Source organism: Frankia umida (assembly GCF_023242945.1).
Taxonomy (GTDB): Bacteria; Actinomycetota; Actinomycetes; order Frankiales; family Frankiaceae; genus Frankia; species Frankia umida.
The window spans coordinates 1-15,579 of the sequence record NZ_JALKFT010000026.1 but is presented as its reverse complement, the minus strand read 5'-3'; the positions used below and the strand labels follow the sequence as shown (position 1 = coordinate 15,579).

Here is a 15,579-nt window from a genome sequence, read left to right as displayed (position 1 = left end):
CGCCTACCGCCCGGCGCGGTCAGGCGCTGGCGGAGGACACCGGTAGCAGTTCGTACCGCGGGTTGAAGATGGTCGGCCGATCATCGGAGAGCGTCACCCGCCCGGATGCCTTCACCGGCGCGCCGGCCCGCAGGCCCGGGATGTTGCGCCGGCCAAGAAACACCAGGGTCACGGTGCCACTGCCGTCATACAGGTCGACCTCAAGGTTCGGCGCCCCGGAACCGGCCCGGACCGTCACCGCCTGGATGGTACCCGCGACGCAGATCTCGTCCCGGTCACGACAGCGACTCACCGGGGCGGCGCCGGCCGCCGCGGCGGCGGCCTGCAGATCCTCGGCGTCGAGCTCGTTGACCCCCGCTGTCAGCCTGTGGAGCTTGCGCCCCCACCAACCCCGTGGCTCGCCCACCGCTCCTCCGATCCCGCGCCAGCAGGTCTGCCCGGACACGTCTGTTGCAACGAACGACCGAAGCACAGTGTGCCCCCGCACAGCCGCCCAATCGAGTGATCCGACGACGAAACCCGACGAACGAACAGCACCACCACAAGCCGCCGCCAGGCAGTGACCCACCGTGCATCCGGTTACTGCGGATTACCAGGGAATTACGCCGGATTACGACGCTTGCGGTGCGACGGCCGACGGTGGGGCGGTGCGACGGGGGCGGTGGGACGAGCGGGTCAGCGGATCTCGGCGGTGCGCACGCCGGGGGTGGGCAGTGCCGGGCGTCCGGTGGTGGCCGCGGTGGCTGGCGCGCCGGGACCGTCGGGATGGTCGGCGACCTCGCGGGGCAACGTCAGCGGCAGCGGGTCGCGCACCGGCATCGCCTCCTCCCCACGGGCCACCACGATCCGGCGCAGCGTCTCCTCGAGCAGCGGCGCCGCACCGGGATCGCTGCCCGCGGCACCGGTCACCACCGCCCGCAGGAACCAGCGCGGCCCGTCCACCCCGATCATCCGGGCGGGCACGGACTCCTGCGGCCGCCCGGTGGGCAGCGCGATCCGCAGCTCCCGCCCGAACGAACCGCCCGCTTCCTTCCCCCCGGACGCCTCGACACCCGCGAGGATCTCGGCGCGCACCTCGTCCCAGAGCCCGCGGCTCTTCGGCGCGGCGAACACGGACAGTTCCATCGCACTACGCCCGTCGGTGACGACGACGGTCAGTGGCTGCCCCGACGCCTCCTCCACCTGGAACTGCACCTGGACGCCCGGCAACGCCGGCAGCCGCAGCGCACCGAGATCAAGTCGGTGCACGCCGTCCTGCGGCGACTCGGTGATGTCGTACGGGCCGTCCGGCACGTCCGGGATGGCCTGGCCGAGCCCATCCGCACCGTTGGTGGCGTGCGCCGCCCCCGTCGCGGACCTCGGCGTACCCTCCGGCGCGTCGTCTGACTCTTCTTCTCTACGCCGGCGGCCGAACACCCGCGGTCTCCCTTCCTGTCTCCCCGAACCCGCCAGTCGAGCCGAAGCCGCCGACGCCCCGCACCGAACCGGGCAACTCGTCGACCTCCCGGAACAGCGCGCGTTCGACCTTCTGGACGACAAGCTGCGCTATCCGGTCGCCGCGGCGCAACGTCACCGGTTCGGACGGATCGGTGTTGATCAGAACAACCTTTATTTCACCACGGTAGCCGGCGTCCACCGTTCCCGGCGCGTTGACCACTGTCACTCCGTGCCGGGCGGCCAGCCCACTGCGCGGATGCACGAACGCCGCGTACCCCTCGGGCAGCGCGATCGCCGTCCCGGTCCCCACCACCGCCCGCTCCCCCGGCGCCAGCGTCACCTCCGACGCGCTGACCAGGTCCGCCCCCGCATCGCAGGGCTGCGCGTACACCGGCCCGGCAAGCCCCGGGTCCAGCCGCCGCACCAGCACCTCCACCTGCCCCGGCAGCCCTCCCAGCGACGCCGGCCGCCCCGGCTGCCGACCCGGTCGCTCGTCCACCGGATCCGGTGACACCTGCCCCGGATGGGCCGCGCCCTGGTGCCACCCCGGTGGGGCGGCAGTGGTCGGCTCGGTGGCGGTCATGGATCTCCTGCCTCGTACGGGATAGCCGGACGTACTACGGTTCAGCACCTTAGGCCATCCTCCGCCTGCCCTCGGCCCACGCTCACGCCCGCCCCTGCACCGCTGCTCGGCACGTCGCGCCGCGGGTCCCTCGGCCCGCCGTGCCACCGGTGCCGCCCGCGGATGGATGATGTCCCGTACGGCGCCGGCCACGGACGCGGCGACCGTACGGCGCCACCCCGGCACCGGATCGACGCCGTCTCGGTGCCATCCCGGGTCGTGGGGCTGGCATGACCGGCACCATTCGTGGACATGGACAACACGGGCCCATCTGGGCCGCTGTGCAAGAGGAAGGATGTTCGGGTGGCGAAGGCGGCATCGAAACTGGGCTGGAAGGTCGTGGGCGGCGCTGCGACCGCGCTCGCCGGGACGGCGGCCAGCCGCGGGGTGACCCTCGCGTACAAGAAGGTCCGCCGGTCGGACCCACCGGTCAACCCGGCCGACCCGGACACCGCACTGGCCGAAGCCATCCTGTGGGCGGCGATCTCGGGCCTGGCCATCGGCCTTGGACGCCTCGCGGCCGAGCGCGCCGCGGCCCGCGGCTGGGCCCGGGCCACCGGCTCGGCGCCCCCCGGCATGCTCCGTCCCGAGCTGGACACCGACTGAGCGCACCAGACCCGGCGCCGTCCCGGCACCACCGGGGCGGCGCCACGGGCAGGATGGGCTGGTCGATACCTACAGTTTCCGGGAGCTCGGATGGCCGTGTACGCACTGGGGGACGCCGTCCCCGTCATCGACCCGTCGGCCTACGTCCATCCGGACGCGACCGTGATCGGCTCGGTGACGATCGGACCCGGGTCGACGGTATGGCCGTCGGCGGTGCTGCGCGGCGACTACGGACGCATCATCATCGGCGCCCGGTCCTCCATCCAGGACGGCACGGTCATCCACGCCACCGACGAGTATCCGACGGTCGTCGGTGACGACTGCACGGTCGGGCACCTGGCCCATCTGGAGGGGTGCGTCGTCGAGGACGGCGCCCTGATCGGTTCCGGTTCCATCGTGCTGCACAAGGTGCGGATCGGCCGGGGCGCCCTGGTCGGGGCGGGTGCCGTCGTCGTCGGCGGCACCCAGGTCCCGCAGCGGTCGCGGGCGCTGGGCATCCCGGCCAAGGTCGTGCCCGGCCACGATCCGTCGACCCAGCTCCTCGGCGCCTCGATCTACGCCGCCAACGGCCAGCGCTACCGCAGGGAACTCCGTCGCATCGACTGACCCGGTCGCATCGACTGACCCGCCCCACCACCTCCACCCGCCCCCCGGTGGGAGGGGTCGGGGGCGAGGTGGCGCAGCTTGTCGGGGTTCACCACGATGTTGATCTCGGTGATCCGGCCGTCCACGATGTGCAGGCTCGCGACGGTGCGCAGGGCGGTGCCGTCGTGGTAGGCGAAGCCGGGTTCGCCGTTGACCTCGACGGGGCGGGTCCAGGCCCGCGGGCCGGCGTCGGCCAGGCCCTTCTCGATGATGCCGACGATGAACCGGGCCGCCCGGTCGGCGCCGGTGATCGGACGACGGGCCGCCCGGGCGAGACCACCACCATCGGAGCGGACGATGACGTCCGGGTCGAGCAGGGCGGTGAGCCCGCCGAGGTCACCGCCGGCCGCGGCCGCGAGAAAGGCATCGGCGACCCGCCGGCGCAGCCCCGGGTCGGGTTCGAAACGCACCGACCTGTCCCGGACGTGGCGACGCGCCCGGCTGGCGAGCTGGCGGGCCGCCGCCGGGGTGCGTCCGGTGGCCTCGGCGATCTCGGCGAAGTCGTAGCCGAACACGTCGTGCAGGACGAACGCCGTGCGCTCGGCGGGGCTCAGCGCCTCGAGCACCACCATCATCGCCATGCTCACCGACTCGGCGAGGGTCACCCGATCCGCCGGATCGACCTGCCCGGGTGCCCCGCCGCCGCTGCCCGCGAACCGCTCGGTCCCCGCCATCGCGGCCGCCGCGCCGAACCCGCCTGACGCCGCCCGCAGCCCCTCGACACCACCACCGGCACCGGCCGTGTCACCGCCGGGCCAGCTGACCAGCGGCTCCGGCAGCCACGGCCCGACGTATCCCTCCCGCCGGACCCGGGCCGAACGCAACTGGTCCAGACACAACCGCGAGACCACGACCGTCAGCCAGGCACGCAGATCGTCGATCTCGTCCGCGTCGACCCGTCGCAGTCGCAGCCAGGCGTCCTGCACGACATCCTCGGCGTCCGCCAACGACCCGAGCAGCCGGTAGGCCACCGCCCGCAGATGCCCCCGCTCCCCCTCGAACGCCTCCGCCAACAAGATGGACCGCACGTCCACCCCGGACCGCACGTCCGACCCAGGCGGCGCCTCCACCCCGGACGGGACGGTTGGCACGGGTGGGACGCGGGGCGGCGGGTCGGTCGATGCCATGGGGACCTCCGGAGCTCTGGCAGTCTCCTTCCCAGGACGGCCGGGCCCGCGCGAACGTGACATGCCCGCCGACGCGGCCCCGCGCGATCGCGTCAGGCGAATCCCGGACGGGGTCCGCTGTCCGCCGCGGGGCGGGGCTGGATCAGGCGAGGGTCACGTCGACGGTGAGGTCGCCGGTGGTGGGGGCGAGGATGAGCTCGCGGATGCCGCCGGCGCTGCGCAGGTCGGCGGCGGCGGACTGGACCAGGGCGATGATGTCGGTGTCACCGGCGAGGGTGGCCTGCGCGACCTCGGCCTTCATCGACACCTTCGCCGTGGACTTGGCCTTGCGGACACCGGCGAGGGCCGTGCCGACCGCGTCCAACAGGTCGGGACGGCCGGAGTCGGCGAGCTTGCGGATCTCGGCCGCGTCCGGCCAGGGGGCGCGGTGCACCGAGCCGGTCTGCCACCAGGACCAGACCTCCTCGGTGACGAACGGCAGCACCGGGGCGAACAGCCGCAGCAGCGCCGAGAGGGCCACCGTCAGCGTGGCCTGCGCGGACGCGGCGCCTTCGGCACCGAACGAGCCGTAGGCGCGGCCCTTGACCAGCTCCACGTAGTCGTCGCAGAAGCGCCAGAAGAACGATTCGGTGAGCTCGAGCGCCCGGGCGTAGTCGTAGCCGTCGAGCGCGCCGGTCGCCGCGTCCACGACGTCGGCGAGTGCGGCGAGCAGCGCCCGGTCCAGCGGCTCGATCACCGCGGCCGCCGGCCGAGCCTCCTGCGTCCCCGGTGCGGTCGCGTCGACCTCCGCAGCCGCGGCACCACCCGTCGCAGCACCACCCGTCGCGGCACCACCCGTCGCGGCATCGGCAGCGGCATCCGCAAGGGCGGCACCGGCGACGTCAGCACCGGTGCCGGCGGCCTCAGCGGGGTCGGTGGTGAGGCCCAGGGCGAAACGGCTGGCGTTGAGGATCTTGATGGCCAGGCGGCGACCGGTCTTCATCTGGCCGACGTCGTAGGCGGTGTCGGTGCCGGGGCGCCCGGAGGCGGCCCAGTAGCGGACCGCGTCCGAACCGAGTTCCTGCAAGGTGGCCATCGGGGTGACCACGTTGCCCTTGGACTTGGACATCTTCTTGCGGTCCGGGTCGAGGATCCAGCCGGAGATCGCCGCGTTCGACCAGGGAAGCACGCCGAACTCGGCTTCCGCGCGCACCACGGTGGAGAACAGCCAGGTCCGGATGATCTCGTGGGCCTGGGGGCGCAGGTCCATCGGGAAGACCCGGGCGAACAGGTCCGGGTCGCTGCCCCAACCGCTGGCGATCAGCGGGGTCAGCGAGGACGTCGCCCAGGTGTCCATGACGTCGGGGTCGGCGGCGAACCCGCCGGGCACGCCCCGCTGCGCCTCGGTGTAACCGGGGGGGACGTCGCTGGACGGGTCGATCGGCAGCACCGCCTCGTCGGCGGCGATCGGCGCGTCGTAACGCGGGGTGCCGTCCTCGTCCAACGGGTACCAGACCGGGAACGGGACGCCGAAGAAGCGCTGGCGGCTGATCAGCCAGTCACCGTTGAGGCCGTCCACCCAGTTCTCGTACCGGACCCGCATGTACTCCGGATGCCAGGACAGCTCCTGGCCCCGGCCGCGCAGCTGGGCGCGCAGGGACTCGTCCCGTCCACCGTTGCGGATGTACCACTGGCGGGTGGTGACGATCTCGAGGGGACGGTCGCCCTTCTCGTAGAACTTCACCGGATGGCTGATCGGCCGCGGTTCGCCGCGCAGCGCGCCGGACTCGGTGAGCAGCTCGACGATCCGGGTGCGGGCGCTGTGCACCGTCCTGCCGGCAAGCTCGGCGTAGTGCGCCTGCCCGGCGGACGAGGTGATGGCCTGCGGCGCGTCGGGGACGAGCCGCCCGTCCCGGCCGACGACGGCCCGGGTCGGCAGGCGCAGCTCACGCCACCAGATGACGTCGGTGAGGTCACCGAACGTGCAGATCATCGCGATGCCGGAGCCCTTCTCCGGGTCGGCGAGCCGGTGGGCGACCACCGGCACCTCGACCTCGAACAGGGGCGTGCGCACCGTGGAGCCGAACAGCGGCTGGTAGCGCGGGTCGTCCGGATGTGCCACCAGTGCCACGCACGCCGCCAACAGCTCCGGCCGCGTCGTCTCGATGATCACCGCGTCGCCGTCGGCGTCGGCGTCGGCTGGGGTGGCCGTGCCGGAAGGCGGGGTCGTCCGGGCGAAGGCGAGGGTGTGGTAGGCGCCGGGGCGCTCCCGGTCCTCCAGTTCGGCCTGGGCGACGGCGGTACGGAACGTGACGTCCCACAGCGTCGGCGCCTCGGCGAGGTAGGCCTCCTCGCGGGCGAGGTTACGCAGGAACGCCCGCTGGGCGACGGCCCTCGAACGCGTGTCGATGGTGGCGTAGGTGCGCGACCAGTCGACCGAGAGGCCGAGGCGACGCCACAGTTCCTCGAAGCCCTTCTCGTCCTCGAGGGTGAGGCGCTCGCACAGTTCGACGAAGTTGCGCCGGGAGATCGGCAGCTGGTCCTTGCCCGGCTTCGCCGGCGGGGTGAACTCCGGGTCGTACGGCAGCGACGGGTCGCAGCGCACCCCGAAGTAGTTCTGCACCCGACGTTCGGTGGGCAGACCGTTGTCGTCGAACCCCATCGGGTAGAAGACCTCACGGCCCCGCATCCGCTGGAAACGGGCGATGACATCGGTATGCGTGTAGGAGAAGACATGGCCTACGTGCAGCGACCCGGAGACGGTCGGCGGCGGGGTGTCAATGGAGTACACCCGGGCACGCTCGGCCGTGCGGTCGAAGGCGTAGGTGCCCTCGTCCTGCCATACGGCCGACCAGCGTGCCTCGATGCCGTCGAGGGCGGGCTTCGCGGGCACCCCGCGGGTCGATCGGTCCGATCCGTCTGCTGCAACCACGACAACGATCCTACGGGCCCGCCGATCGTTGCCGGCCCCCACCACCCCACGTGCTCCGTCCCTGCTGGGTATCGGTACGCGATCGGTGAGCTCTTGGCAGGATGAGCGTGCCATGGCGTGCTGCGAGTCCCGATCTGCCACGTCGGCGAACCGTCACGTGCCCCGACACCTCGAGTGCACGACACCCCGAGTGCATGGAGCGCCCTCTGATGAGCGACCTGCCTGATCCGGACGTCCTGCTCGACGTCGCACTGACGATCGCCCGCGAGGCCGGGGAGCTGCTTGCCCTGGGTCGGGAGGGGACGGTGGCCACCGAGTCGACGAAGTCCTCGCCGACCGACATCGTCACCGCGCTTGACCGGGCGTCCGAGGCGCTGGTCGCGCGCCGGCTCGGCGAACTGCGTCCCGGTGACGGGCTGCTCGGCGAGGAGGGGTCCGACTCCCCCGGCTCCACCGGGGTGCGCTGGATCGTCGACCCGCTCGACGGCACCGTCAACTTCCTCTACCGCCTGCCGAACTGGGCGGTCTCGATCGCCGCCGAGGTGGGCGGCGAGGTCGTCGCCGGCGTCGTGCACGCCCCGGCGCTGGGCGTCACCTACACCGCGACCCGCGGCGGCGGGGCGTTTCGCCACGCGCCGGCCTCGGCCGCCGGTGCATCCCAGGCCGGCGTGGCGCTGACCGGATCGACCGAGTCGGAGCTGGGCCGTGCGCTGGTCGCCACCGGTTTCGGCTATACCGAGGGTCGCCGGGCTGCCCAGGCCGCGGTGGTCGCCCGGGTGATCCCAAGGGTCCGCGACATCCGCCGGATGGGCGCGGCCTCCCTGGACCTGTGTGCCGTGGCCGCCGGCACCCTCGACGCCTACTACGAGCGCGGCCTCAAGCCCTGGGACCACGCCGCCGGTGGCCTGATCGCCGCCGAGGCCGGCCTGCGGGTCAGCGACCTCCGGGGCGGCCCGGCTGGCGAGAGCCTCACCGTCGCCGCTCCCCCAGCCCTGTACGCACCTCTGGTCGCGCTGCTTGCCGAGGACCCGCCCGCCGACCGCGACTGACCGCCCGCCCGGTCGGTCGGGCCGGACCCCGTACTCAGCCGTCCGACCGGGGGCCCGGGACACGCGCGATCGCGAGGGCGCGGACCAGCTCGGAGCGGGAGCGCAGGCCGAGCTTGCGGTAGACCCGGGTCAGGTGGGTCTCCACGGTCTTGCGGGAGACGAACAGGGCGGCGGCGGCCTCGGCATTGTTCATCCCGTCGCCGATGGCATGGGCAACCTGGAGTTCGGCGGGAGTCAGCTGGTCGATCCGCACCGGCGGGACAAAGGACTCCCAGGGCCCGGGCCGGCGATCCGGACCACGATCTGGACCGCGGTGCGCACCGCGTTCTGAGCCACGATTCAGGCCGTGGTCGGGGCTTGCCTGCGGGCTGCGACCACCACCGCCGGCGGCGAGCAGCTCGGCTGTGGCCCGCCGGGCCCAGGGACGGGCGCCAAGGGATTCGAACAGGACGCGAGCCTCCCGCAGCGGTGGGCGGGCCGCGGCGGGACGGCGTAGTCGTCGCAGGGCCTCGCCCTGGCACAGCCGGGTCCGGGCATGTTCGAAGGGCATCCGACGCCGATCCAGAGCCCGATCGGCGTCAGCGAACGCCGCCTCGGCAGCGATGAGCCCGTCGGCCATCAGCCCACGGCAGCGGGCCGCGACGGCAGCGGGCCGGGCGAGACCGGTGGTGTGGGCCCGTTGCGCGAGCCAGTCGACGATCGGGGTCGCGCGGGCCTGGTCACCGGCGCGAATGAGCGCCTCGGCGAGGTCCGCGGCGAGCGGGATCGCCATGAGGCTGCCGGGGTCGTGCCGACGCGCCCGGTCCCACGCAGCAGTCAGGGCGAGGGCCGCCACGTCATGGTCGCCGTCCCCGATCGCGGCCAGGCCGAGGACGCCATCGGCATGCAGGCCGAGCAGGTCGATGCCATACGGGCCGGCCTCGGCCCGGAGCCGGGCGATGCGCCGCTCGCACAGCTCGCGGTCGCCCCGGGCCGCGTCGATCCAGGCGAGCAGGACCAGACTGTGGCCGAGCGCGGAAACCTGCCCGAGCTGTTCGGCCCAGCGCAGCGCATCCTCACCATCGGCATATCCCGCGGCCCACAGGCCGCGCCAGCATTCCAGTTGGCCGCGCACCGCGAGGGCGTACGGCAGGATGGCCGGGGCATGGGCCCGGCGGGCCCCGTCAACGACGGTGGACAACAACCGCGCGGCGGCGGGCTCCCGTTCGAGGTCGAGCAGGGTGTGCCCGGCAACGGTGAGCAACTGCTGGTCGGCGACGGGGTCGGCGGCCCGTAGCTGGTCCACCGCATCGCGCAGACACACCCGTGCCGTCTCCACCTCACCGGCCACGGTCAGGGCACGTGCCCGGTAGATCAGCCCGCGCTGACTGTGCCCGGACAGATCCTCCTCGCCGCCCACGCCATCCAAGGCGCCGCCAGACCCGGCGGGCGACGCGCCACGGTCTGCGGTGCGGACCGCGAGGTCGGTCCGGCCAACCAGCAGCGCAGCCTGGACAGCCTCGGCGAACAGCGCCGCCGCCCGGCCCGGGTCGTGCTCCCGCACCGCCACCGCCGCGTGGACCAGCTGCTCGTAGGCCCGGGTCGGATGCCCCGACCACATCAGAATCCGGCCGCGAATCAGATCGGCGTCGGCCCGCACGGCCGGGTCGGTGCCGTCCCGGCCCGCCGCGTCCGCCCAGGCGCAGGCCTGCCGAGCGAACCCGGCGAGGCTGGCATCCGTCGCCGCCTGCAGGAACCGCGCGCCCCGCAGCGCATGGTCGGCGGTGAGCTCGGCCGCGCGGTGCCAGACCTGCGCCGACGCCCCGTAACCGACACGGGCGCGGGCCGGCCCCGCCGATTCGGCAAGTGCCATGGCGACCCCGTCGTCCGGCCCGCTGGCCGTGGCAGCCGCGAACCAGACCCCGGCATCCCCGTCGCAGACCTCGGCAAGAGCCGTCTGGGCCCGCAGCCGCGCTGCCGGGGACGCCCGTTCCAGCACTACCGCCCGCAGCAGCGGATGGACCAGGCTCACCGCGCCCCCCAGCCCCGCGCCGTCCAGCCCCGCACCCTCCAGCCCCGCACCCTCCAGCCCCGCACTCCCCAACCCGGCAGTACCCAGCCCGGCAGTACCCAGCCCGGCGTCGGACGGGAGACGTTCGACATGGCGGACAAGGCCCGCCCGGTGAGCGGCGTCGAGATCGGCGAGCGAACCGGAATCAACGACGAGGGCGCGTTCCAGGGTGACCGCGGGCAGGCCGTTGCCGATGGCCAGCATGACCAGGGCTGCCCGGGTCGACTCGGGCAGCTCGTCGATGCGCTCCGCCCAGGCCCGGTGCAGGCGCCGCCCGGGCGCAGGCAACTCGGGCACCGGCTCGTTCCCACCGAGCTGCGTCGTGCGCAGCGCCTCCACCGTGTCCAGCAGCGCCGACGGGTTGCCGCCCAGCCGGTGCACCAGATCCTCGAGCACCCATGGCGCAATGGGTACGCCACGGGAGGCGAACAACTCGGCGCAGGCGTCCCGGGACAACCCGCCCACCTCGATGCCCGGCAGCCCCGAGCCGTCGATCATCGACACTGCCTCCGTACGGATCGCCATCAGCATCGTGACCCGCTGCCGGACCAGCCGCCGGGCGACGAACAGCAGCACCTGCCGTGACGTCTCGTCGACCCACTGCAGATCATCGACGAGGACCAGCAGTGGATGCTGCTCCCCCGCGGCGACGAGCAGGTTCAGCGTGCCCGCGCAGGCGGCGTACGGGCTGGGCGGTGCGCCCTCCCCGAGCGCGAGGCAGATCTCCAGCGCGGAGCGCTGCGCATCGGGGAGTTCCCGCAGATACCCCCGCAACGGCAGCACCAGATCGGCGAGTGTGGCGTACGGCAGCGCCGACTCCGACTCTGCTCCCCGCAGCCACAGCACCCGCGCCGACGGCCCGCCCGGTGGGGTGGCCCGCCGCTCACCATGCCGCAACAGCGCGGTCCGCCCGACCCCCGGCTCGCCACGCATTACCAAAGCGTTACAGCGGGAGACGTCACCGGAAAGCAGACTGTCGATGAACCGAATTTCCCGATCCCGACCCACGAGGCCGGGATATGTCCGTGAATTTTCCTCGGTGACAACCCGCGCACCGTCCACGACGATCGTCCCTCCCCGCGACGCCGCTGCCGTGTACGTAATCCTGCCGTGGCCCGCCGACATCGAACATGCTTTTTCGTGGCACGCCTCAACAAAGGACTATCGACCCCTGGCAACCCGGCGGCGCAGCCATCCCGAAAAATGTCACTGACCTGCTCTTTTTCAGCCGCTTTCACGGCCGTGTCACGTGTCGAACGGACTGCCACCACCCGAGCGACACCACCGACCGGACCAAACGTCACATTACCGCCGCGAGACGCCCATACCGCTGCCGAGTCCGGCCATCGACCACCGTCACGAATCCCTCGACAGAGCAGGGTCAACCCGCCAGAACGATGTGGGAGACCTGCCAGAACGACCTCGCGGACCAGGTGCCCGGAACCGCCGACCCGACCCGCACCGGACGACAGACAGGATGGCCCCGGCGGTAATCCCCGCCGGGGCCATCCCAGGTTCTTATTCGGTACAACGATTTCCACCGACCGGCGTCGACTCGGCGACGCCCGCGGGTGGCCCGCCGGTCAGAGCGGGTTCGAGACGACGAAGCGCGGGCTCGTGTCGGAGGTGGCGTTGGTGAAGACCCCGGAGGTGAGCCGGAAGGTGGCGATCACGTCGAGCACGTCGCCCTCGTTCGCGGTTCCGGTGTCGGGCACCGCCACCCGGATCTCCTGGCTCGCGGTCGGCGGCAGCTGCTGACCACCCTGCGCGGGGAAGGTGCCCGTGGCGCTGTCCGTATAGACGATCTGATAGGTGCTCTGGTTCCGCACGGTGACGGTCAGGACGTACTTCGCGCCGCCGAACGAGATGAGCCCGCCGCCGACCTCCACATCCGCGAGGATGTCGTACGCGCCTCCCGGCTTGACCACGCCGAGCGTGTTCTCGGTCCCCTGCTCGACGGCGTAGACGGACTTGATGGTGGCATCCCAGTACCCGGGCATCCGGTCACCTTCCACAGTTGGTTCAGTACCTTGCGTCCCAAAGCCTTCGCGACGACAGGTACCTTCTGCGTCCGGGAAATCCCTGATTCCACCCTCACTCTGGCGGAGGCCCGGCAAGGCGCCGAACACCGGCTGGCGGCGTGGCGGTCTGGCCTACCGCGGCTGACGCCCACGCAGCCGAGAGCGGACGGCCGAGTCGAGCCGGATCCGGTCAGTCGGTGCGCCATTCGCGTGGCGGAACAATTCGGTAGATGTCGTCGTCCGCGCCCGCAACGGGCGGCGGTGTGGACGGACGCGCCTCGAAAAGGGGTGATCCGTCCACCGGCGCGTACGGTGACGGCTCCGGCCGCTGCCCGAAGGGCCGATCCTCGGGCCGGCGGGCAGCAGCCGGTGGCCAGGCGCTCGGCGCAGCGGGTACCGGCCCGGTCGGCGGCGAGCCGAACCCGCCGGACGGGCCGGGTTCGCCGGACGGGCCACCGAGGCCACCGGATCCCCCGGGCTGGCCGCCGGAGTTGAGGTTCTCGACGGGGGGCAGGCCGGCCGGGAAGCCGAACGCGGGGTGGACGTCCCGACGGTCGAGGGCGGCGCGCATGCCCTCGCGGCAGGCGGCGTGGATGGCCTCGCGCATCGCCCGGGCGGACTCGGCCCGCAGCAGCCGGCTGACCGGGTCGTGCCGGCGAAAGACCAGACCCGTGGTCTCCACGACGAACTGGCCGAGCAGCCCGGCGCCGCGGCGGGTCCGCCACATCCTCCAGCCGAGGTAGAGATCCGTGCCGTAGGGGGTCACCGAGACGGTGGCCTCGTAGCGGCCGTCGTCGAGCAGGAGGCGGTTGTTGACCGCCCAGGGCTGCGGGCCCACGCGCACCCGCTGCGCGACGGCGCGGACGGGGAACTGGCGCTGCGTCAGGCTGCCGGCGACCAGGCTGTACACCGAGGTTGCCCGGTCGCCGACGGCGGGCAGCAGCACGCGCCACTCGCCGAGCGGCTCACGCCGACGCATCGCGAGCACCAGCACCCAGAACACGAGCCCGGACAGCCACAGGCCGGCTCCCGCTGCCTTTTCCGCGGCGGAGTAGTCGGTCTCCGTGGAGCTGAAGTAGCTGGTTTCGGACGGTGTGGTCACCGCGAGCACGGCGGCGATGATCCAGAAGACCAGCTGCACGCCGAGCGAGACGAGCAGGGCCCGCAGGCCCAGCCGGACGACCGCAACCCCGGTAGCTTCGTCCGATGGCAGTTCGTGCCGCTGGTGACACAGCGTGTGGTCCAGATAGGCCACGCTCGGATCGTTTCCGTACCAACCCGGCATCGTCAGGCCGACGGCGCCCGCCATCCCACCCCCCTTGTGCGACCAGGCGTCACCATACGACATCTCGACGCAACAATATGGGGTACAAGCCATCGGATTGCAAAAATCCGGCCGATCTCGTCGAAAAGCGACGTCACACCCCGTCCTTGGCGACAGAAGCCCAAGGCATCGAGGATCCGATTGCCAGAACCCTGCGACCTCAGCGGCTTTCGGCGTCAGAAGCTTTCGGCGGGAGCGGGGGTGGTGGAGGCCGGGCCGGTGGGCAGGGGCGGGTCGTCGAACCAGACGGTGCGGCGGATGTGGTCGACGTAGCTGACGATGATGTGAACGACGCGACGGGAGACGTCGTCCGCGGCGTAGTCGGCGACGATCCGCGGGCGGCGGTCGCTTTCGGCCTCACGCACGACCAGCTCGACGGCGGCGCGGATCCGGTCGGGGTGCAGCACGCTGGACACCAGCACACCGCGGTCCATCCCCTCGGGGCGCTCATGGGCGTCGCGCACGAGCACGGCCGGGAACCCGATCAGCGAGGCTTCCTCGGTCAGGGCGGCGCTGTCGGACAGCACGCACAGGGCCGCCCGTTGCAACGCGATGTAGTCGCTGAATCCGAACGGCCGGCAGAACCGGATCCGGTCGTCGACGAGCGTGGCCCGACCAGCGCGGCGCAGCTCGGCGAGCCGGTCACGAGTACGCGGATGCGTGGAGACGATCACCGGCAGCCGGTACCGGACAGCCAGCCGGTTGAGCGACTCCACCAGCGCATGCAGGGCCTCGGGCCGATTGGTGTTCTCCTCCCGGTGGATGCTGGCGACCACGTACCGTCCCACCTGGACACCCAGGGTGGCGAGCACGGTGGAGGTGTCGATCAGCGGCGCGTAGTGCGTGAGCACCTCCCGCACGGGCGAGCCGACGACGAAGATGCGCTCGGTCGGGCGCCCTTCGGCGAGCAGGTGGCCGCGGGCGCGTTCGGTCGCGGCCAGGTGGACGTCGCTGAGCTGGTCGGCGACCCGGCGGTTGAGTTCCTCGGGGACCCGTTCGTCGAAGCAGCGGTTGCCGGCCTCGAGGTGGAACACCGCGATCCGGCGGCGTTTGGCCGCGATCGCCGCGTAGCAGGTGTTGGTGTCGCCGTAGATGAGCACGGCGTCCGGCGCCTCGGCCGCGAGCACGGGGTCGATCTGACCGATCAGCCGGCTGATCGTCTCCGCCGGGGTGGCGCCGGCGACGTCCAGGGTGTGATCGGGGCGGCGCACGCCGAGTTCGTCGAAGAAGATCTGCGAGAGCTCGTGGTCGTAGTTCTGCCCGGTGTGCACCAGCCGCAGGTCGACGGCCCGGTCCAGTGCCGCGAGCACCCGGGAGAGCTTCACCACCTCCGGGCGGGTGCCCACCACCACCAGCACCTTCAGCCGGCCTTCCACCGGCCCGGACGACTTCGGTATCGCCACTGCCGGGCGAACCACTCCGATCGGGGCGCGTCGCAGCCGCGGTCCGCTGGGCTGTGGCACCAGGGGGGTGGAGCGAGCACTCGGCGGCGCCGAGGGCACCGTGGGCACGGACGGCCCCGTCTGCTCCGACGTCTCCCTCGCCAACGCCGACGTCTCACTGGGCATACGGACTCCCCCCGGCACGCACAGATCATCTTGGACGCACGGATCGTCACCGACGATCACGGTCGCACCCGTTCGATCCGGACACCCACGCCGACCGCAGCCGTCACCCAGAAAGCTATCACCCTACGTATCCATCTGGTAACTCGACGTACTCCTGGTCGGTCCGCTGAACGCACCCGGCCCCGGGGGGGCCGGCGGCCGGGGCCCCCCCCGCGGCCC

Annotated in this window: 12 protein-coding genes; 3 read left to right on the top strand and 9 right to left on the bottom strand. The window is 72.5% G+C overall.

Translation table 11 applies throughout. The annotated features are described in order from the left end of the window. Positions 1 to 19 precede the first annotated feature (19 nt). The 3 genes from MXD59_RS20220 to dut form a co-directional block, all read right to left on the bottom strand. Complete coding sequence (locus MXD59_RS20220) at positions 20 to 406, bottom strand: OB-fold nucleic acid binding domain-containing protein (protein ID WP_163548312.1); 387 nt, start codon at positions 404 to 406, stop codon at positions 20 to 22. A 269-nt stretch (positions 407 to 675) separates the two neighbouring features. Continuing rightward, positions 676 to 1,302 carry a DUF3710 domain-containing protein gene (locus tag MXD59_RS20215; protein WP_372512151.1) on the bottom strand — a complete coding sequence of 209 codons (627 nt, stop codon included), beginning with the start codon at positions 1,300 to 1,302 and terminating at the stop codon, positions 676 to 678. Positions 1,303 to 1,396: 94 nt separating this feature from the next. Beyond that, a complete protein-coding gene (gene dut / locus MXD59_RS20210) occupies positions 1,397 to 2,020 on the bottom strand; it encodes a dUTP diphosphatase (protein ID WP_248826210.1) in 624 nt (207 codons plus the stop codon). 342 nt (positions 2,021 to 2,362) lie between these two features. Here dut and MXD59_RS20205 point away from each other — a divergent pair, with 342 nt between their 5' ends. After that, entirely contained in the window at positions 2,363 to 2,665 is a 303-nt protein-coding gene (locus MXD59_RS20205) for a DUF4235 domain-containing protein (RefSeq protein WP_163548315.1), read from the top strand. Between the two features lie 90 nt (positions 2,666 to 2,755). Then, positions 2,756 to 3,271 carry a gamma carbonic anhydrase family protein gene (locus MXD59_RS20200; protein ID WP_248826209.1) on the top strand — a complete coding sequence of 172 codons (516 nt, stop codon included), beginning with the start codon at positions 2,756 to 2,758 and terminating at the stop codon, positions 3,269 to 3,271. Here the strand turns inward: MXD59_RS20200 and MXD59_RS20195 are convergent. Together MXD59_RS20195 and valS are read right to left on the bottom strand one after the other, a co-directional pair. Beyond that, the gene (locus MXD59_RS20195) at positions 3,241 to 4,437 is read right to left on the bottom strand and encodes a sigma-70 family RNA polymerase sigma factor (RefSeq protein WP_248826208.1); all 1,197 of its coding nucleotides are present in this window, start codon (positions 4,435 to 4,437) and stop codon (positions 3,241 to 3,243) included. The genes MXD59_RS20200 and MXD59_RS20195 overlap by 31 nt on opposite strands. A gap of 142 nt (positions 4,438 to 4,579) precedes the next feature. Beyond that, positions 4,580 to 7,348 (bottom strand): valine--tRNA ligase, encoded by a 2,769-nt coding sequence (gene valS, locus MXD59_RS20190; protein ID WP_248826207.1) that lies wholly within the window; start codon positions 7,346 to 7,348, stop codon positions 4,580 to 4,582. A gap of 209 nt (positions 7,349 to 7,557) precedes the next feature. On the opposite strand from valS, the gene MXD59_RS20185 reads away from it, so the two are divergent. Next, positions 7,558 to 8,397, top strand: a complete 840-nt coding sequence (locus MXD59_RS20185; protein WP_248826206.1) for an inositol monophosphatase family protein — start codon at positions 7,558 to 7,560, stop codon at positions 8,395 to 8,397. A gap of 34 nt (positions 8,398 to 8,431) precedes the next feature. Here MXD59_RS20185 and MXD59_RS20180 read toward each other — a convergent pair whose 3' ends face one another. From MXD59_RS20180 to wecB, 4 genes are all read right to left on the bottom strand, one after another. Continuing rightward, a complete protein-coding gene (locus MXD59_RS20180) occupies positions 8,432 to 11,572 on the bottom strand; it encodes a helix-turn-helix transcriptional regulator (RefSeq protein ID WP_248826205.1) in 3,141 nt (1,046 codons plus the stop codon). Positions 11,573 to 12,030: 458 nt separating this feature from the next. Then, positions 12,031 to 12,447: a hypothetical protein gene (locus MXD59_RS20175; protein WP_248826204.1), complete on the bottom strand. Its 417-nt coding sequence runs from the start codon at positions 12,445 to 12,447 to the stop codon at positions 12,031 to 12,033. Positions 12,448 to 12,658: 211 nt separating this feature from the next. Further along, positions 12,659 to 13,723: a hypothetical protein gene (locus MXD59_RS20170; RefSeq protein WP_248826203.1), complete on the bottom strand. Its 1,065-nt coding sequence runs from the start codon at positions 13,721 to 13,723 to the stop codon at positions 12,659 to 12,661. A gap of 245 nt (positions 13,724 to 13,968) precedes the next feature. Beyond that, on the bottom strand, positions 13,969 to 15,360 hold the full coding sequence (wecB, locus tag MXD59_RS20165) for a non-hydrolyzing UDP-N-acetylglucosamine 2-epimerase (RefSeq protein WP_283097214.1): 1,392 nt from the start codon (positions 15,358 to 15,360) through the stop codon (positions 13,969 to 13,971). Positions 15,361 to 15,579: the final 219 nt, after the last annotated feature.